Source organism: Mycobacterium sp. NPDC003449 (assembly GCF_053588415.1).
In genome coordinates, this window is sequence record NZ_JBSFPX010000055.1 from 1 (window position 1) to 17,940 (window position 17,940).

At 63.5% G+C, this 17,940-nt stretch carries 22 protein-coding genes and 4 tRNA genes; 11 read left to right on the forward strand and 15 right to left on the reverse strand.

Annotated features, from left to right (window positions below; all coding sequences use genetic code 11):
• On the reverse strand, positions 1-449 hold a 449-nt coding region (locus ACWDTP_RS16060), incomplete at its 3' end, for an acyl-ACP desaturase (protein ID WP_450021376.1).
• A 236-nt stretch (positions 450-685) separates the two neighbouring features.
• Between ACWDTP_RS16060 and ACWDTP_RS16065 the strand changes: the two genes are divergently transcribed.
• Positions 686-1,123 (forward strand): hypothetical protein, encoded by a 438-nt coding sequence (locus ACWDTP_RS16065; RefSeq protein ID WP_450021378.1) that lies wholly within the window; start codon positions 686-688, stop codon positions 1,121-1,123.
• Positions 1,124-1,233: 110 nt separating this feature from the next.
• Positions 1,234-1,662 (forward strand): hypothetical protein, encoded by a 429-nt coding sequence (locus tag ACWDTP_RS16070; protein WP_450021380.1) that lies wholly within the window; start codon positions 1,234-1,236, stop codon positions 1,660-1,662.
• Between the two features lie 10 nt (positions 1,663-1,672).
• Here ACWDTP_RS16070 and ACWDTP_RS16075 read toward each other — a convergent pair whose 3' ends face one another.
• Positions 1,673-2,257 (reverse strand): TetR/AcrR family transcriptional regulator, encoded by a 585-nt coding sequence (locus tag ACWDTP_RS16075; RefSeq protein ID WP_450021382.1) that lies wholly within the window; start codon positions 2,255-2,257, stop codon positions 1,673-1,675.
• Between the two features lie 80 nt (positions 2,258-2,337).
• Between ACWDTP_RS16075 and ACWDTP_RS16080 the strand changes: the two genes are divergently transcribed.
• On the forward strand, positions 2,338-3,348 hold the full coding sequence (locus tag ACWDTP_RS16080) for an oxygenase MpaB family protein (protein ID WP_450021384.1): 1,011 nt from the start codon (positions 2,338-2,340) through the stop codon (positions 3,346-3,348).
• A 10-nt stretch (positions 3,349-3,358) separates the two neighbouring features.
• On the opposite strand, the gene ACWDTP_RS16085 is transcribed toward ACWDTP_RS16080, so the two are convergent.
• Positions 3,359-3,712 (reverse strand): DUF732 domain-containing protein, encoded by a 354-nt coding sequence (locus tag ACWDTP_RS16085; RefSeq protein WP_450021386.1) that lies wholly within the window; start codon positions 3,710-3,712, stop codon positions 3,359-3,361.
• Between the two features lie 174 nt (positions 3,713-3,886).
• Here ACWDTP_RS16085 and ACWDTP_RS16090 point away from each other — a divergent pair, with 174 nt between their 5' ends.
• Positions 3,887-4,252 carry a group I truncated hemoglobin gene (locus ACWDTP_RS16090; RefSeq protein ID WP_450021388.1) on the forward strand — a complete coding sequence of 122 codons (366 nt, stop codon included), beginning with the start codon at positions 3,887-3,889 and terminating at the stop codon, positions 4,250-4,252.
• Between the two features lie 18 nt (positions 4,253-4,270).
• Here the strand turns inward: ACWDTP_RS16090 and ACWDTP_RS16095 are convergent, their stop codons facing one another.
• From ACWDTP_RS16095 to ACWDTP_RS16105, 3 genes are all read right to left on the reverse strand, one after another.
• Positions 4,271-4,936, reverse strand: a complete 666-nt coding sequence (locus ACWDTP_RS16095) for an FMN-binding negative transcriptional regulator (RefSeq protein ID WP_450021390.1) — start codon at positions 4,934-4,936, stop codon at positions 4,271-4,273.
• Between the two features lie 15 nt (positions 4,937-4,951).
• Positions 4,952-5,890, reverse strand: coding sequence for a MerR family transcriptional regulator (locus tag ACWDTP_RS16100; RefSeq protein WP_450021392.1), 939 nt, complete (start codon positions 5,888-5,890; stop codon positions 4,952-4,954).
• Between the two features lie 68 nt (positions 5,891-5,958).
• Positions 5,959-6,031: transfer RNA gene (locus tag ACWDTP_RS16105), tRNA-Lys, on the reverse strand.
• Positions 6,032-6,185: 154 nt separating this feature from the next.
• On the opposite strand from ACWDTP_RS16105, the gene ACWDTP_RS16110 reads away from it, so the two are divergent.
• The 3 genes from ACWDTP_RS16110 (at position 6,186) to ACWDTP_RS16120 (ending at position 6,483) form a co-directional block, all read left to right on the forward strand.
• Positions 6,186-6,258, forward strand: a tRNA-Glu gene (locus ACWDTP_RS16110).
• A 33-nt stretch (positions 6,259-6,291) separates the two neighbouring features.
• Positions 6,292-6,368, forward strand: a tRNA-Asp gene (locus tag ACWDTP_RS16115).
• A gap of 41 nt (positions 6,369-6,409) precedes the next feature.
• A tRNA-Phe gene (locus ACWDTP_RS16120) sits at positions 6,410-6,483 on the forward strand.
• Positions 6,484-6,544: 61 nt separating this feature from the next.
• Here the strand turns inward: ACWDTP_RS16120 and ACWDTP_RS16125 are convergent.
• The 6 genes from ACWDTP_RS16125 to ACWDTP_RS16150 form a co-directional block, all read right to left on the reverse strand.
• Complete coding sequence (locus tag ACWDTP_RS16125) at positions 6,545-7,681, reverse strand: tyrosine-type recombinase/integrase (RefSeq protein WP_450021394.1); 1,137 nt, start codon at positions 7,679-7,681, stop codon at positions 6,545-6,547.
• Entirely contained in the window at positions 7,681-8,112 is a 432-nt protein-coding gene (locus tag ACWDTP_RS16130; RefSeq protein WP_450021396.1) for a hypothetical protein, read from the reverse strand. The genes ACWDTP_RS16125 and ACWDTP_RS16130 overlap by 1 nt, the downstream gene beginning before the upstream one ends.
• Before the next feature lie 257 nt (positions 8,113-8,369).
• A complete protein-coding gene (locus ACWDTP_RS16135) occupies positions 8,370-9,068 on the reverse strand; it encodes an endonuclease domain-containing protein (protein ID WP_450021398.1) in 699 nt (232 codons plus the stop codon).
• Positions 9,061-9,849 carry an AAA family ATPase gene (locus ACWDTP_RS16140; RefSeq protein WP_450021400.1) on the reverse strand — a complete coding sequence of 263 codons (789 nt, stop codon included), beginning with the start codon at positions 9,847-9,849 and terminating at the stop codon, positions 9,061-9,063. The genes ACWDTP_RS16135 and ACWDTP_RS16140 overlap by 8 nt, the downstream gene beginning before the upstream one ends.
• Before the next feature lie 2,545 nt (positions 9,850-12,394).
• Positions 12,395-12,592, reverse strand: coding sequence for a hypothetical protein (locus ACWDTP_RS16145; protein ID WP_450021402.1), 198 nt, complete (start codon positions 12,590-12,592; stop codon positions 12,395-12,397).
• Between the two features lie 28 nt (positions 12,593-12,620).
• Positions 12,621-13,313 carry a hypothetical protein gene (locus ACWDTP_RS16150; protein ID WP_450021404.1) on the reverse strand — a complete coding sequence of 231 codons (693 nt, stop codon included), beginning with the start codon at positions 13,311-13,313 and terminating at the stop codon, positions 12,621-12,623.
• Positions 13,314-13,565: 252 nt separating this feature from the next.
• On the opposite strand from ACWDTP_RS16150, the gene ACWDTP_RS16155 reads away from it, so the two are divergent.
• The 4 genes from ACWDTP_RS16155 to ACWDTP_RS16170 all read left to right on the forward strand — a co-directional run bounded on the left by ACWDTP_RS16155 (position 13,566) and on the right by ACWDTP_RS16170 (position 14,726).
• Positions 13,566-13,739, forward strand: a complete 174-nt coding sequence (locus ACWDTP_RS16155) for a hypothetical protein (protein ID WP_450021406.1) — start codon at positions 13,566-13,568, stop codon at positions 13,737-13,739.
• Entirely contained in the window at positions 13,736-14,113 is a 378-nt protein-coding gene (locus tag ACWDTP_RS16160) for a helix-turn-helix domain-containing protein (RefSeq protein ID WP_450021408.1), read from the forward strand. The genes ACWDTP_RS16155 and ACWDTP_RS16160 overlap by 4 nt, the downstream gene beginning before the upstream one ends.
• Positions 14,113-14,421, forward strand: coding sequence for a hypothetical protein (locus ACWDTP_RS16165; protein ID WP_450021410.1), 309 nt, complete (start codon positions 14,113-14,115; stop codon positions 14,419-14,421). The genes ACWDTP_RS16160 and ACWDTP_RS16165 overlap by 1 nt, the downstream gene beginning before the upstream one ends.
• Positions 14,422-14,486: 65 nt before the next feature.
• Positions 14,487-14,726, forward strand: coding sequence for a hypothetical protein (locus tag ACWDTP_RS16170; protein WP_450021412.1), 240 nt, complete (start codon positions 14,487-14,489; stop codon positions 14,724-14,726).
• A gap of 111 nt (positions 14,727-14,837) precedes the next feature.
• Here ACWDTP_RS16170 and ACWDTP_RS16175 read toward each other — a convergent pair whose 3' ends face one another.
• The 3 genes from ACWDTP_RS16175 to ACWDTP_RS16185 form a co-directional block, all read right to left on the reverse strand.
• Positions 14,838-15,527 (reverse strand): DUF2510 domain-containing protein, encoded by a 690-nt coding sequence (locus ACWDTP_RS16175; protein WP_450021414.1) that lies wholly within the window; start codon positions 15,525-15,527, stop codon positions 14,838-14,840.
• Positions 15,528-15,581: 54 nt separating this feature from the next.
• Positions 15,582-16,499 (reverse strand): hypothetical protein, encoded by a 918-nt coding sequence (locus ACWDTP_RS16180; RefSeq protein WP_450021416.1) that lies wholly within the window; start codon positions 16,497-16,499, stop codon positions 15,582-15,584.
• A gap of 208 nt (positions 16,500-16,707) precedes the next feature.
• The coding region (locus ACWDTP_RS16185) for an IS1634 family transposase (RefSeq protein ID WP_450021418.1) at positions 16,708-17,940 on the reverse strand (1,233 nt) is incomplete at its 5' end.

A 17,940-nucleotide genomic window follows, 5' to 3' on the forward strand; every position in this document is an offset into this window, starting at 1 on the left:
TCGCCCTGCTGGTTCTGGCCGGGGGAGAAGCCGCGGGTCACCTGCTCGACGCGCAGTTCCTCGAGCTCCACCGGGTCGATGGCCCGGGTGACGACGAGGTAGTCGCGCAGTGCGATGCCGTGCCGGTTCTCCTCGGCGGTCCAGCGGTTGACCCACTGGCCCCAGGCGCCGTCCATGCCCATGTTCATCGCGATCTCGCGGTGATAGGAGGGCAGGTTGTCCTCGGTGAGCAGGTTCTGCACCATCGCGGTCTGGGCGACCTCCGACAGCTTGGACTGGCCGGGCTCCCAGTCCTGACCGCCGAGTGCGTAGTAGTTCTTGCCATCCGACCACGGGATGTAATCGTGTGGATTCCAGTCCTTACGCATCCGCATGTGGCGGTTGATGCTCGTCTCCACGACGGGCTCGAGCTCGTGTAGGAGCTGCAGGTCGGTGAGTTCCTTCGACATAGGTCCTTACCCTTCCTCGCGCCGGAGGGCGCCGCCCAGTTATCTGTACCTATTGGTTGCAGTCAATATATCTGTGTAACCCGGTGACATCAAGTTACGCCCCGGGCGCCGCAACAGCACTGCGCCACGCGGCGGAGAGCGGTACGATCCGCTCGAACGTCGAACAATCGCCACCCCTCGTTCATCATTCAGTCGTCGTCAATCGTCGGATACCCAGACTCGGAGGTCGGGCACACGTGAAGAAGCTCATCGTTCTCGGGACCGGAGCCGGCATCGCTGCGAGCGCAGCCGTGTCGTCCCTCCTGTTCGGTGCAGGCGTTGCGGCGGCCGCTCCCGATGTGGTCGGCCAGACCTATTCTGACGCCTCGACCGCGATCGAGGACGATGGCGGCACGGCCAAGGTGGCCGTCACGGTCGGCAGCAAGCTGTCGCAGGACGACTGCATCGTCACCAACGCCTGGGATGCGCCGTTCACCCGTGACGACGGTGGCGAGTTCACCCATGCCGCCGACGAGGTCATGGTCGCGCTGAACTGCGATGGCGACCACGCCACGGCGACCAGCCCGGGCGCCTCGGTGGGCAGCCCGGCCGGCCGCGAGGCCAAGGATGCCGCCGACGAGGCCGCGGCCGCCGAAGAGGAAGAGCTCGAAGGGGTCAGCACGCCCGACGAGTAGGGCCGTCGACAGTTCACTCACAGTTCCCTTCCGGGCCACCGCTTTTGGCGTGCCCGGCTCGGTAATCTCACCGCGGACCAGACCGTGGTGAGAAGACCGTGAGGGCGTATATGAAGAAGCTCGTCGCAGTGGCTGCCGGGACGGTGGCCGCCGCGTTTTCGCTTGGCCTGTTCGGCGCGGGCGTGGCGGTCGCCGCCCCCGATGTGGTGGGCGAGACCTATGCCGACGCCTCCGAGGCGATCGAGGAGGACGGCGGTTCGCCGAAGGTGGCCGTCACGGTCGGCAGCAAGCTGTCGCAGGACGACTGCGTGGTCACCAACGCCTGGGATGCGCCGTTCGTGCGCGACGCCGGTGACGAGTACACCCACTCCGAGGACGAGGTGATGCTGTCGCTGAACTGCGACGGCGACCATGCCACGGCAACCGGCCCCGGTGCCTCGGTGGCCAGCCCGGCCGGCCGCGAGGCCAAAGCGGCCGCCGACGAGGCCGCGGCCGAAGAAGAGGAAGAACTCGAAGGCGCCAGCACCCCCGACGAGTGAGGGTGCGGGCTCAGAAGTTCGCCACCCGCCCGACCAGCATGTCGACGCAGTAGTCGATGAACTGCTCGCGGCTGGCCGGCAACCGGTCGTCGAGGTAGGCGGTGAACAGTGCCGTCAACGCCCCGATCAGGCTGGTCGCCACCATCGCCTGCCGCACCGGGTCGGCGATCCGGGTCAGTTTCTGCTGCAGCAGCTTGATGAAGTTCGGCATCCATTCCGCCCCGGACCGGGTGAGCACGGGTTCGGACTCGGGCGCCAGCAACAGCACCCGGCCGCGCATCGGGTCGTCGACCATGAGCGTGACGAACCGTTCCACCGCGTCGCGCGGGGTGGTGGCGCTGACCAGTGCGGACATCGCCCTGGTGCACACATCGTCGTAGACCGCGCGGACGAAGTCGTCGCGGTCGACGAAACTCTCGTAGAAGTACCGCTCGGTCAGCTCGGCGTCGCGGCAAACGGCGCGCACCGTCAGGGCCGGGCCCTGCGCATCGCCGAGTAACTTCACGCCCGCCGTGATCAGCTCGTCGCGCCGCAGGGCCGGGCGTTCCCGCAGCGGAACCCCTGACCATCGGCCGCGTCGTTGACCGGACGACACATCTGCTCCTAAACTCTATGACAACGGACGTAGTCAAAAATTCGCAAGAGGCGATCATCCTGTCGGCAGAAAGCGCGCCTGTGACACAAGATACTTCTGAGACATGCCCGGTGACCAGCGCATCCGCTGTTCTCGCTGCGGGGTGCCCGGTCGGGCCCAACGGTTATCAGGCGCTGCCCGCCGCACTCGGGCCCGACTCGCTGACCTGGAAGTACTTCGGTGACTGGCGCGGAATGCTGCAGGGTCCGTGGGCCGGCTCGATGCAGAACATGCACCCGCAGCTCGGTGCCGCCGTCGAGGAGCACTCGATCTTCTTCCAGGAACGCTGGCCCCGGCTGCTGCGTTCGCTGTACCCGATCGGCGGGGTGGTATTCGACACCGACCGGGCGCCACAGACCGGCGCCGAGGTCCGTGACTACCACGTCGACATCAAGGGCGTCGACTCACTCGGGCGGCGCTACCACGCCCTGAACCCCGAGGTCTTCTACTGGGCGCACTCGACGTTCTTCGTCGGCACGATCATCGTCGCCGAGCGTCTGGCCGGCGGTATCACCGAGGCCGAGAAGCGGCAGCTGTTCGATGAGCACAAGCAGTGGTACTCGATGTACGGCATGAGCATGCGGCCGGTCCCGGAAACCTGGGAGGACTTCCAGGTGTACTGGGATCACATGTGCCGCAACGTGTTAGAGAACAACAAGGCCGCCCGTGACGTGCTCGACCTGTCCGAGCTGCCCAAGCCGCCGTTCGCGGCGAAGATGCCGGACTGGCTGTGGGCGCTGCAGCGCAAGTACGTCCTGCACCCGTTGTTCGTCTGGTTCACCGTCGGGCTGTACGACCCGGCCGTGCGCGATCTGATGGGCTACACGTGGTCCGACCGCGACGAGCGGCGTCATCGCCTGCTCGGCAAGATCATCGGCCACGTCTTCAAGCTGGTTCCGGTGCGGCGCCGGATGCACCCACGGGCCCGCGCCGGATGGGACCGGGCCACCGGGCGCGCGCCCGTCGACGCGCCGCTGGTGCACACCCCCGCGCGTAATCTGCCGCCGGTTGGGCACCGGGACAACGGGATGCACTACTGCCCGCAGGTGTGACGTCGCGGCGTCAGCGCCCGACGATCGAACGGTACTGCGGGCAATAGACGTCGACCGCGCCCCACATCAGGTTGGCGGCCTTGCCCTTCTCGACGCCCTTGGACATCAACTGGGCGATGATGCCCCGGACGGTGCGGGCGGGTTCGATCTTGCCCCGCTCGACCGCATCGCAGATGCCGCGGCCCACCTGGGCGGCCTCCTCGGGAGAGTTCGTCGGGATGCCCAACTCTTTGACGATCGCGACGAACCGGTCGTCCTCGGGAGAGGCGTAGGCCGGCGCGACACCGACCGTCATGACGGCCGCGCATGCGCACGCGCCGATCGAGGTGGCAATGGCCCGAGTGGTCAGGCGCCCGGAGAGCATCGTGACTCCTTCGTTCAACCGTACGTTCAACACGCCGACCCCCCGCAGGACACGATAATCGGCGTTCCTGGATGCCGTGCAGCAGGCCGGGGCAAACGCCGGTGTGAGGGACCCGTAGTCGGCCCGCTACCGATGAGAAACCGGGAGGCAACGGGATTCGCCGAGGCTGATCGCATGATGAGCATCTATGACCGGATCGGCGGGGCCGAGGCGCTCGAGGTCGTCGTCGAGGACTTCTATCGACGCGTACTGGCCGATGATCAGCTGGCGGGTTTCTTCACCGGGACGAACATGGCCCGGCTCAAGGGTAAGCAGGTCGAGTTCTTCGCGGCCGCCCTCGGTGGGCCGCTGGAGTACACCGGGGCGCCGATGCGCCAGGTCCATCAGGGCCGCGGCATCACCCTGCACCACTTCAATCTGGTGGCGGCCCATCTCACCGACAGCCTGGCCGGCGCCGGGGTGCCGGAGCCGATTGTCGGGCAGATCATCTCCGCGATCGCCCCGCTCGCCGACGAGATCGCGACCGCGCGCAGCGCGTGACCCGCGCTCGGGGTCCGGTCACGTCCGGTTCTGGTGCGTCTTCCAGTCTCCGATGGCCGCCAGCCTGCGGCGCTGCTGCGCGGCGGCGTTGACATCAAGCCCCCGGCGGCGGTCTTCCAGGTGCCCGATGACGCGTTCGCGATGTTCCACCGGGTTGGCGTCGTCGTACTTGAACTTGGCCTCCACCCGCACCACGGCCAGCCGCAGGCCGCGGATGCCCGCCAGCATCCGACCGTAGGGCTCCTGGCCGACGCCGACCGACGCGTGGCGCCCCTCGGGCTGAAAGTCGGCGAGCTGGCGGCCCAGGATCTCTGCCTTGGCTGCGGGGTCGTCGACGACTGTTGGGCGGCAGACGAATTGCACCGCGGAGTAGTAGCTGGTGGGCACGCCGTCCTCGTCGGGTCCGCCGGCTTTGGCGCGCCAGTAGGTGGGGATGTAGGCGTAGTCGCCGATCACCGCCAAGCGGACCTCGGTGGCCGCCTCCAGGTGAGCCCAGACCGGATTCGGCCGCGCCAGGTGCACGATCAACTCCGCTCCGGCACTGGTGAAGTGGGTCGGTACGAGCAGCGGAGCCTGGGTCGGGTCGAGATTGTTGACCGCCAGCGTTCCGAAGCGGTCGGTAGCGGCCAGCCAGTCCTGCCACTCGGCGGTATCCAGCGCGGCGTCCCATGGATGAATCAGCATGTGGTGTCAGTTCTTTCAGCGGTTCTGCGCGAGCCAGGCGCGGACCTGCTCGGCGTGCGTGTTCGGCGGGAAGATCGGGTAGAAAACGTGCTCGACGACGCCGTCGCGGATCACCAAAGTCAGCCGCGAGTACAACTTCGGGTGGCCGGTCGCGGCGAAGGTCGGCAGGTTCAGGGCGTCGGCGACCGCGAATGCCGGGTCGGACAACATCTGGAAGGGCAGGTGCAGGCGGTCGACGACCTCGGCCTGATACTGCGGGCTCTGGCTGGACAATCCGTAGATCGCGGCGACGCCGAGGTCGCGCAGTTCGTCGAAGTGGTCGCGAAAGTTGCAGGCTTCGGTGGAGCAGCCACGGGCGCCGGGAATGGCGTCCCAGCCGTCGGGCAGGTCGACGCCCGGGCGGCCGGTCAGCGGGTAGAGGTAGACGATGGTGCGGCCCGGCGGCAGGTCGGCGAGGTTCACCCGGTCACCGCTGCTGGCGGTCAGCGCGACGGCGGGGATCCGGATGCCCGGCAGGTGTGCGGCCCGCCCGTCGTCGGTGGGCTCGGGAAGGCCAGACGGCAGCGTCGTGTAATCCGCGGGCGACTCGGTTCGGCGGGTGAGGATCTCGTCGATCTCATCCAATCGGCCGGCCAACAGCGCCCGCCGGCTGGTGAGGGCGGCCACGATCCGATCGATCTCGGCGATGCTGTCGCGGTAGACCGCGAGCGAGGCCGGGCAGTCGTCGCTATTGATGTGGCCGGCCTGCAGGCATTCGATGAACGGGGCCGCCTTGGCGGGCGGGACACCCAGCTCGGCGAGCGTGCGGATCTCCTCCACCGCCCTCAGGTCGGTGTCGTCGTACTCGCGGTAGCCGTTGGGGGCCCGGCCGGGACTGATCAGACCCAAGTCCTCGTAATAGCGGACCGCTTTGGTGGTCACGTTCGCGCGCCGCGCCAATTCACTGATGTGCATGCTGACTCCTCGCCGCCACGCTAAACCTTGCCCCGAGGGGCAAGGTCAAGCGGCGACGGGAGCGGCGGTGCCCCCACCAGGGCTCGAACCTGGGACCTGCGGATTAAAAGTCCGTAGCTCTACCAACTGAGCTATAGGGGCGCGGAGTGAAAGGGTACCTGGTGGCGGGCGCGGTGTCTGCGACCACCTGGATCCGCCCCGCGACCATGCGGTTTGAGGATTTGGGCACCGGTACCCTAAGCTATGCAAGCTCCCAACGACACAGCGTTGTGAGTACCCCGGAGCGATTCGGCTGGCCCCCTTCGTCTAGCGGCCTAGGACGCCGCCCTTTCAAGGCGGTAGCGCGGGTTCGAATCCCGTAGGGGGTACGTGCGACGTATGTTGGTGGTGTCGCGCAGCAAGGCCCTGTGGCGCAGTTGGTTAGCGCGCCGCCCTGTCACGGCGGAGGTCGCGGGTTCGAGTCCCGTCAGGGTCGCCATTACGGCGAGGCACATCGGCTCGTAAGAGTCGGGGCCTTCCGGCCAGGTAGCTCAGTTGGTACGAGCGTCCGCCTGAAAAGCGGAAGGTCGCCGGTTCGATCCCGGCCCTGGCCACAAAGGAATCCGCAGGTCATCTGGTGGATTCGTGCTTGTCCAACTCGGTCATTATTGGTCGTTAGCCCTCGCGGTGGGCCTGTGGTGGGCCATCCTGTTCTGCGTTGCCAGACGGAAGGTCAGTTTTCGTCGCGGAGTTCAGTGCGTCGAGAGCATCAGCGACGGCGTCCAGATCGGTGTCATAGAGGTCCGCGTAGGTGTGCGCCGTGACGGTGATTGAGGCGTGGCCCAGAGTGCGCTGCAATAGTCGAAGGTCGGCGCCAGCTGAACGTGCAAGAGATGCGTAAGTGTGGCGGAGATCGTGTATCCGCAAGGTCGGTCGGCCGATGCGTTCGCGCTGCTGATTCCACCGTACTGCCCGCACCCAGTTCTCCCGGCTCAACAACGCTCCCCGCGGCGACGTAATCGCTGGCGCCCCCAGTGGCCGACCCCTGATGCGGGCGGCCAGGATGTCGTGGATCCGGCGCGGGATCGGAATGGTCCTCAAACCTGACACCGACTTCGTTCGCCCTTCGACGAGCTTTCCGCCGACCTGGGTGACTGACCGGCGGACTCGCACCCGGCGAGCAGCCAAATCAACGTCAGAGACCCGCAGGCCCATCAGCTCCCCCCACCTGAGGCCCAAGTAGGCGAGAATGAGCACGACGTCCCCCTGGGCGCCGCACAGCTCCGCGAGGTGCTCAACTTCTTGGGCAGTGAGATACACATGCTCACGCTGCGTCAGGGCCGGAAACGTCGTCGATAAGCAGGGGTTCTTGACGATCCACTCGTTGTCAACGGCGTGCTGCATGACCATCCTGAGCACCGAGTGCCGCCACCGCTTCGTGCGAGGCCCGACGCCTGCCATCGCGTTTACCCATTCCTGGACCGAGTGACGGTCGACGGCCGTCAGCGGCCAGGCGCCGAACTCGTCACGCACAGCGATACGCCAGCAGTCCTCATACCCGCGACGAACCTTCGGTGTGAGATCGGCGCGCGAGCTGAGCCATCTCCTGTACGCAAGTTCGACGGTGATGTTCGCGCCGCGCTTCGGATCAACGACCATGCCGCGGTTCTTCGCCGATATGACTTCGGCCTCAAATGCTCTGGCCTGCCGCTCAGTACGAAACACCTTGCGCCGCTTTACTCGACCCGGTACACGCCACTCCACCCGCCAACGTGGCTCACCGGCGCCCGTGAGGTACTTGGTGATCGCCATCAGTACCCGGTTTCCCGATTCGTCTCGTGCACCGTCTGCGCGTAGCCGTCGGGATCTGTCTTGGTAGTCCGGACTACGGTGCAACCTTCCCCGCGAATGACTGCTCTCAGCGAATCAAAGAACTCACGAGTCCGCGGGCACCCCGATTTCACCTCTATCTCGCCGGCATCGAGTCCCCATGGATCAAACGCCCAGCGATTCAGTGCTGAAGTCTTCGTATCGAACTGTCGCACAAGTTCTTCCGTATCGTCCAGGACCAGGGCCACCGCGACCACCTCACCCTGCGACCAGATGCGTCGGTACTCGAACCAACCGTGTTTTGCAACGGCCGATGACTTAGATAGCAAATCGCGTTGGCACCGTTGACGCTGCTTCTCATTCATTCCGTCGAACATCCGCCCTAACGAGATGCTCGATTCACCGTCCGACACGACGCGCCTCCAACCAGGCGATCACGTCAGCACGTACCCATCGGCGCCGCCGCGGTCCCAGTGCCACATGCGGCGGTCCCTGCTGAGCTCCGCCTGCCTCGAGGCGCACCGCATACTCGTGGAGCGTTGATGGCGCAATGCCACACAGTTCCCCGGCTTCGCGTGCCGTCAGCAATTCCGGCACATCAGTATTGACAGTCATTTCTTGAATCCTTTCGTTCCGTGTTATCTCCGTTTTTTGGCTCACGCGGAATCCGCTACGCGTTTCCTTGTGTCCGAGCAACAAGGCGTCCAGCTGCAAACTCTGCCCGAAGCTCGCGTAGCTTGCACTGCTCCAAATGTCGCAGCGACTCATCCTGCGGAGGCTCCCAAATCCACTCCGCTGGATTCCTAGATGGCCAGCATTTCACTTCGAAGATATTGAATCCCAGTACATGGCAACGAATGCGATCAAAGCGCTTCACCGTATTTTCAGGTCGATAATGATAGGAAAGAAATTCTGCCGGCCAGGAGTTCAAATATGCAGACGCGCAGCATTCGACCCCCCAGGGATGGAGGCAGTCGTCAATGTTCCGGTTGCATTCTGCGCACAAGAGGCCGCGGACCTGGCCGGTGAAATGATCATGGTCGATATAGCAGGCGCGGTTCGAATCGCACGCCCAGCATTGAGTGCCGAATGCCGACATCGCCTCGAACATTTCACGTCGCCAACCCGATTTAGCAGGCTCGCGCTCCGACGCCCTCACCCGCTGGCGAGTGAACGCACACAGGCCGTTTCTCGAAAGTCCCTCCGTCTGATCGCGATCAATCAACTCCGCTACCACTGAACGAACCTCAGACGGTGACCTATAGCGGTGAGCTCCGTCTCCCGTCGTCCCCTCGAACTCGACGACATGACGGCGAATGATTGCTGCCTGTCGAAGCGGATGAAAATCCGCGAGTACGTCCTCAGGCATTCTTCAAATCCTCCTCATTCGCACCGATCGCAAGATAACTGCTTAATAAATCAAGGGGATCAGTGGCCAAATCGCCGAACGATGACACATATTCGGCCAATCGGTGCTCTGGAACAAGCGGGGCCCTGAACCTCACTAATCCACCGTTGACGACCGTCACCCCAATGCCTGTTGGTTGGCGAATAGGTGACACGTCATCCTCGGCTGAATGCGTACCTAGTACCGCTTCAGCGGAATCGCGATTCATCACCGAGAAGCAGATGCGATTGCCGCAATTGTCACGAAGTGCAGACGGAATCGAATCTGTCGTTGGCCGCTGAGTCGCCAAGAAGACGACAACTCCGGCCGACCGACCGCGCTTTACCACGTCTGTGACTATCGATGTGATTTCACCTGCTATTTCTTTGTCCGCTTTCGCTGTGAACTGGTTTGGCATGTACGCCTGGAACTCATCGATGACCAAGAAGACGGCGGGATGCTGCGGCGACGGCCATACGGACCAAAGGTTGTGATGCCCGTATAGCTCCAGTGAGCTCGAGATCCGCTCGCGCATCAGTGTCTGGACGGCTCGAAGGGCATCGCGAACCGTGAGCAGGTCGTGTGCGGTATCGCCGGCAATGTACCGCCAGCACCGAGGTGCGAGTGCATCGTGATCATGGCCACCCCGGCCATCCACGATGGCCAGCTGGATATCCGGCCGCGCAGCGTATCCCGCGAGGGCAAAGCCCAAGTAGGCCGACTTGCCGGAGCCAGGAGTACCTCCGATCAAGATGCCGGACACGTTCTCCAGCGGGAGTCCAAGTCCGTGCCCTACCTCGTCCAGGCCAAGAGGAAGTCCCCAAGTATCGGGCTCGGCTACTACCGGCCCATCAAGATGCATGGGAGCGGCCAGCGGATCGGACGTCCTCAACGCCAAAGCGAACTCTCCTGGCCGCGGTGCGGTCACGGTTATGGCCGGAACCCGCAAGGCTGCTGCTAACGCTGGGGACAACCGCACCCAATCAGCTAGCGCTTGCCCGTCAACTCCCCAAACAGTGACTACGGCGCCAAATGGAGCGGGTGCGATAGGGCCGACGGTTGGAAAGACCCGAACACGCGTCGGAACGGCCTTCCGACCGGTTCCGGACACCCATCGATCCGACCTGCGATCCAGCCCGACCGACGAGCACACAGCCCACCACCGTGCTCGGTCTATCAGCACCGCCATTGCGGGGGTAAGGCCCGCCGCGCTCCACGAGCGCAGAAAGCGGCGACGGCGAATCCGTAGGGCCACTGCTACCACTGCCCAGACTGCTCCAAGGGTCAGACAAAGCGTTGTGGCCAGATCGCCGACGCCGAATAGAGCTGCCGTACCGATCGCTACCAACACAGCGACCGCCCAGAGCGTCACATGCTTCACGACGTCGCCACCCCACTCGAAACGAAGCAGCGCGGACCCCACAGCGTTCCGTCCCGCCCGAGCACCGCGACGAACGGGCCACCGCCGCTGTTGTCGCCCCACGCACCTTGACGCACCCCCGGGCCGCAATCTGAAAGACCTGGAACATCAACCAGTTCCGCTGAGCGAGGACCAGCGTGACTTTCGTCCCACGCTGGCGCCGACCATTCAAGTCCGCCGGCTGACGCACCAAACCCTGCTGGCTTAACGATGCCCGCGGAGATGACACACCTTGGACCCCACACACGAAAAGTGAAATCAATTGCCACGGGAACCGCCGATCTTGTAGCAAAGCTGTAGCGCCCCAAAGACAGAAGTTCGCCACCGTCCATCGGATGGCAATCTGAGACACCCCGCGACTCAACAACCCGCGAAACTGCAGGCGCAGGCGCTGAGGCGCCCTGAGGCGACACCAACTGCGACGGTGTCGTTCTCGTCCCTAGCGCCAACTCGTATCCGCCCGCTGTGCCAAGCAACAGCAGCGCCGCTGCGAGCAGTGCGACCCAGACACGTCGGCGCATCACTTGTGGTGTCATGCCTCACCGCCGCCACGCCGACTCGGTGCGCCGACCGCCGCCAGGGCATCAACGGCGCTGCCCAGCGAACGAACGCCGCTGACCCCGGACACAGTCGCCCGCGTCGAACCATAGTCACCACCGCGAACCGAAAGGCTCAAAGCACCACTGAGTTCTACGAGTGTTCCCACCGGTGGCAGGTCTTCCGCGAGTGGCTCTGCCACTACCACCGACACACCCTCGACCCAACCTGCCAAGCCACCTGCGAGCGTCGCGCCGAACTGAAACTGCGGAATGCCCGCCGAATCGAGCTCCGGACCTGTCGGACCCCGAGACCCATCAGGCTTTGACCCGTAACGCGATCTGGCACGCGGTGCTCCTGAAACAACCACCCGCGCACCGGATCCCAGTGATATATCCACAGCTACTCCTTGCGTTATTCGTCCAGCTGGACCATCCAGTCGGTACGTGCACATATCACCCTGAACGCAAGCGAGCGGAACGTCGAACAGACTGAGATTTGGTCTGTCTATGCAGGTCAACCCCTGTGGTGGTCGACATTGTCCGTGGTGTCCGTCGCGGGTATTACGATCCGTTTATGGCTGCGGATCCCTACATCGATGCGATCAAAGCTTTTGCTCGCCTTGCAATTGCCGCGGGAGCTCAACCCAGGCGCGTGCAGTCGGCCCTTGGGCCCCACGCGAAGTGCGATAGGACATGGGCGCGGAAGCGCTCACTCAATCAGCTCGCTGCCGACGCCGGAGCCGCCGCGAAAGCGATCGGACTGTCGTTTGAACTTCACGCTCCCGGGGGGAGTATCGAGACCCAGACGTTCTTCGCAGACCTAGAGCTCCGCAAGGAGTTTGCCTCGACCGCAATCGAATGTGGTGCAGCGATCCGAGATATGTGCACCGCAATGCCCGCGCACCGTCGCCACCAACAACGCCAGGCGAACCGAGCCATCGTCGACGAATTCACGGCCCGGAGCGACCAACTAGAGAACCTCTCGGTCTTGATCGGTAAGCACGTCGCATACGTTCGCTCGTATGCCGATGGGGGCCAGCACATTAGGCAGACTGAGCTCCTCAAGTCGTGCCGGCGACTGGTAGAGGCTTTGGATGAGCACGACGTCACTGTGCACCGGTTGCACCGCCTCGCGCACAACTTCCGTTGGCGCGCTCTACCGGCGACAACCACAGCTGCACAAGGCCAACGGGCCTTCACGGCGAAAGCACGAACGAACCGGGATGATGCCTTGAGCGCCTCCGCTGCGATTCGGACTTGGGTGCTTCGTACGTCACCAGGACCGGTGTAAGAACAACCCAGCTGCGGACTGTGCCGGTGATGCAGCCTGCATCACCGTCACGAGCGCCTCAGTATTTGCGCGCCTCACGCTCAGCCAAGAGCCGTTTCACGCCCTCTCCGCGAACATAACCGGCGGGGGTGTCACGGTTCTCAAGCCTGGTCGAGGCCTCCGCAGCGCGCTGAGCGGCCTTCTTGACGACAGCGTCGTTGAACGGTGCAGTTGTCTCGTCGGAGGTCGCCTTCGCTGGCGTTGTAGATTCGGCCATGACGTCCGCCTCCTATTTGTATGCCATGTCAGCTGTCAATGAGTGCGTCAAGCATCTCGGCGGCCTTGGCGTCCAGTTCGACATCGAGCCAGCCACGTAGGCCGAGCACGGCGAGTGCATCAACGATGTCATTACGACCGACATTGGGGGTCCACTGCTCGACTGAAGTAATGACTTCGGTGGCCGTTGGTCGGCGACCATACTCCTCGGTCAAGATGCGCGCGGTGAAGTGTACGGTGATCGCGACTTCGGCAGTCTTGGTATCCATACGAGCCATAAGATCGACGGTGCGATCGACGTCAGCACGCCACTGCTCCAGACAGTCGTGGTACCTGCTGATGGCGGCGTGATAGGTTGGGCCAATTCGAATTTCGGGTATTTTGCCCGCCTGTCGTTCGACGACAACCCCGCTATTCTGAAGGCTTCCGAGGTGACATTCGAGAAGCGGGGCGAAGGGCCTGCGGTTGCCGCGTTGGAAGTCCAGCCCGGTCGGGATTCCGGCCTGGGTGGCGAAGTAGATCAACGCCTGGAACATGATCCGTCCAACTGGCCAGTGGTGTTCCTGGCGTTGCAGATCATCGAGGACGGAGGCCACAGCCCCCCATGCCGGTAGCGGGTAGTCATCGGCTACGTCAGAGTCGCCGGTTTCGTCGGCCGTGGACAGCGTGTGAGGAGCTATGCTCCCGGGATCAGAGGCGCCGAGATCGCCGTAATCCGACACACCACGACGATACCCATCGCACTGCCAAGCAATCCATCGTCGGAACCCACGTTTTCCGCGGAAAACTGGCCCTATCGATGTCCACATCAACGGCATTAGCATTGGTAAACGGTAGAAACGTTCAAAGGGACGAGTTCATGACACTCCCAGCCACAGACACGGCTCCAATAAGCGATGTGTTCTACGACACCTTCCCAACGCCGGCCGACGCAGCGATCAAGTCGTGGGTCAGGCAGTGCCATGAGGACAAAAATGACCGAGAAGTTCATCCGCGGAAATGATCGCCTGGACAAGATGCTGGCGGATCCGCACACCCGGGCAGAAGTCGACGCCATCGTCGACGAGATGGACCGTGCCGACAGGGTCCACGCGTTGGCCGAGGAGATCGCCGAGACGTCGGCCGGGTTGATCCGGCGATTGGCGTGACGGACGTGCCGAACGGTGGCCAGATCCTGATAGCCGCGGACCGCCACACCGCCACCGCCAACCTCACCCGGTCCGAACGCCGCTCGTGGGCAGTGCACCGCCAGTTGGCCACACACATCACGGCCACATCGCTAACTGACTGGGCGCCAACGGTTCTCGCCAATATCAAACGCCTCCGCCGCGGAGTGTGCGGACAACCGCATCTGGCCAACCTGGACTGCTGGCAGCACATCATCGAAACCAACGACCTGCCCGCGCTGCTCCGCGCACTTACCGGCCTCGAACGCCACGACATCGAAACGCGCGAAGTCACCCCCATGGGCGGGCTACTCCCCGATGACGAACGCCGCGAAGCCCTCAGGAGCGCGGTCTGATGCGCAAGGGCGACTACGCGGAACGTGAAGCCGCATTTGCAGCAGAACGCTCAGCCACTCGCGCCGAAGCCGCCAACCCCGACGTCCTCGACGAGAACCGTGACTGGGAGCAGACGAACGGCGACGGTCTCGACATCCAAGACATGCGCCGGCGATGCGCAGCCCATGCCCAATGGATGGCAACCCACCCCGACGTTGCCGCGGATGCCGAATCGTGGGCAGACCGGAACCTTGAGGCACTGCCACACAAGTACGCTCCCGACAACTTCGTTCCAGAGGACGGCAGCCACGGAAGCGGCCGAACATAGACCGAGCGCTTCACATGTCAGATACATCAGACTTTGACGACAAAGCTCACCGACCGTCACCCCGGGTGGCCGCGAGCGACAACGCGAACGAGGATCAGGCAGGGATCGACGACATATCGATCTTCAATGACGAGGCATTCAGCGATGTCGACGCCGACCATCAATCGCAATCACCATCCAGGAGAGCTGCGGACCTTCTGAATTACATGCGAGATGAAGCCTGGCCGCTCCTCCCAGATCACAAGCCAATCTCCGAGCAGGAAGGCGAGGAGCTCCTGGGCTACGATCCAGAATCGGGTGTGTGAGCTGCTATTTCGTCGCTGGCTTCGGGATTTCAGTGGAGTTGTGTTCCGTACCTTTAGTGAGCTCTAGGCTTTACGACGTTGCCCCGCCGCTCGCTGCGATTGTTCCGCGGATCAGAGTGGGTCACAAAAGGTTCGTCCGCTGGTAGCGACAAAGTGGGTCCACCGCCGCCCGTCCCAGCAACGGAGTTGGTAACGCCGTGAGGGGTCGGGGTGCCAACCTTCACCCTGCGATCGCGCCGTCGTTGGCGACTGTCCCATAAAGATATCGGCGGGTAGATCGGCGGTCTTGAAACCCATATGCGCAAGCTCGTTGAGTGCATGGGCCTCGTCGTCCTGACCGTTCTCGGCCATCGCGGCGGCGGCGAAACTGCGGACGTCGATGAACGTCCGGTCACCTCTCGGGCCGGTTGTCCTGCTGAACACCACCATCCAGCGGAATCCCTTTTCGTATAGGTCTGCGGCGTCAGCGCCAGCCTCTTCGAGTGAGAAGACGCGCGCGGGGCAGTACTCGCCGAGCGCCTCGACGTAGTGCTCATACCAGCCCCGGGGCAGCAACTCGGGGGAGCCCGTGGCGTGAAGTTCAGACGCACCGATGAGGCCCGCAGTGTACAACTCACGTTTTGTAAGAAAATCGATGTCATCGTGTGGGCCAGCGGTGCGGGCCACATCGGCAATGATCTGTCGGCGCTTGCGCTCAGATTCAGCCGCTTTGCGCGCGAAGTAGTCAGGGTCGTGGCGCTGGGTCGTGCTTCTCATCGCCGGAGTCACCGATTCGTCGGAGGCGTCAGAGTTCTTGGCCATTTCTGAATTGTGTCTGACTGGTATGACAAGTACCTCGCCGTTACACCACAACCTTTACACGTAACGCGGAGCCCAGGCGGCTACGGTCGACCTCAGCCAGTCTGGGTAGTTTTTCCGTCGCTGTGAAAGGCGGCCGGGAGCGGCCGACTGGGCTTCTACCAGAGCGATCGCGCACTCCGTCATGATCACTGCCGCACCGAACCCATCAGCGGCGAGTTTAAGAGTGCCTTCGTCATCACCGATGTAAGAGGTCATCCATTTGAAGCCATGCACGAAACTGGATCCGGACGCGTAGAACCTTTTCGCACCAAGGGTCATGCCGCGCGAGATTTCGTTGACGGCGTGGGGTGGCCGGTTCTCATCAATCCACGCAGCGGCGACCTCGACCACTCGCTCAAATTTGCGTGGAGGCTTCACGCGCCGGTCTTCCGGAATCATTTTGATTGCCTCTGTGCGGGCGTCGTACTCAGCGACGTGCGCCTCGAATCGTCGGATATCAGCAGCCTGCTGAGGATCGGTGCGCTCGTTTAGAATCTCTCGTTCTATATCGATGAAGGGTTGTTGGTAGGACCGTTCGCGCTCGTTGAATCCGAGGCAACGTGCGCGGCGCTCATCTCGGTCGGACGGGCTGAGCAACCAGATGGTTTTCGCCGACGACTCCAGGGCACACCGGCACAACGACCCTACGGACGTGGTGGCAAGGCGCCCTTCTGCGAACGCCGCACCATGGGCCTGGGCTGCACCGACGAGATTCTCTGCAGCACTCATCACGGGGAATCGTGCAGTTGAGCTCACAAGGTTGGCGCCGAGTTCCGGCATGAACCCGTCGTCATCGAGTTCCAGACTGCTGCCGGCCTGAGGCACAAACAGCGCCGGATCGGGCTCGGTGCTGCTGCCGTCTGGACGCACCTGACGAAGCGCTGCCCATTCGCTAGCTCGCCATGCCCGAATAACTCGTTGGGTGATGGTCATGACGGACTGTGTTTTTCGCATCCGGGCCGCTGGGTCTGTCATGCACGGAAAGGTAGCGCTTCGCACCGACAATGTCCTAAGGATTTTGAGCGCAATTAGGAGGTTGCCAACAAGCGCAAGTCCATGCCGGCCCTACTCCACCACCGATCTGTCCACAGGCAACGCCGCATCGTGGCCGCGTTCCCTGACCTGAGTTTGGACATTTTGCTTAGTACCCAGGTGTGAAGCCGAGGTCGCTGAGGATTTTGCGTTCGGGGTCAGGAATCGCCGGCGGGAAGGTCTGGGTGGCGCCGTTGATGGTGATGGTCGCCGAACGCAGTGGACGCAGCATCTTGACGACCTTGGCGATCGACAGTCCGGTGCGCGACTGGACGGCATGCGAGACGGCCAGGGCGGCGAACACGATGGTTAAGTGGGCCTCGATGGCATCTCGCATGCGGTTGAACATGGGCCGGGCATCGAGGTCGGTCTTGGACATCCGAAATGACTTCTCCACGTGCCACAGGTCGTGGTACTTCGCAATGACCTCGGCGGCGGGCATCACGGTGACCGGCAGGTTGGTCACGTAGCCCTTGAGCCCGACCAACGATTGGGCCCGGGCCAAACTGGCCTCGTCGACGGCGCGGTTATCGCCGCTGGCTTTGACGAATCGTGCTGACTTGGCTTTCTTCTCGCCGGCGACGATCGCCCGTGCCCTCGCTTCTTGAGCCGCCAGGGTCTTCTGGTCGCGACGGGCTCGTTTGGCCGAGTACGACCAGATCGCCCGCCACGCACCTGTGTCGTCGGCGTTCCAGATCGGTTCAGCGCGTTTCTTGGTGTCGTTGACGCGGGTGTTGCCGTGCCGGGGTGTCACGGTGTCGATGATCTGGCCGTCGGCGAAAACGTCACCGTTCCAATGGAAGTGGGATTCCAGATCGCCGGGCGCCTTCGTCATGCGGGAACCCACGATGAATGACAGCTCCTGTTCATCGAGGGCGGCGAGGTTGCTCTGCGACAGCATCCCGGCATCCGCGGCCACCACCATCGGTGTGCCGGTCAGGTCGTGGCGGGCCAGGAAGCTGGTGACGATCGGGACGATCGTGGTGGTCTCAGCGGTGCTGCCTTCGAAACAGCCGATCTCCAAGGGGAATCCGGTGCGGTCCACCAGCAGACCGACGACGATCTGCGGATCAACCCTGCGTTCCTTGGAGTAGCCGACCTTACGCAGCGCATCCTCGGACTCCGCTTCGAAATAGAGCGTGGTGACGTCGTACAAGATCAGCGACAGCCCGCCGCAGTCGGTGGCGCAGGCGAAGCATTTCTCGGCGATCACATCGCGGTGTCCGCGGGCATGGATCCTGCGGACATGACGGTCGATGGTCTTGTAGGACACCAACTGGGCACCAAGGTCAGCGAGCACGCGGGAGGCGTCGAGCTTGCTGGTCGGCTCGACGATCCGAGC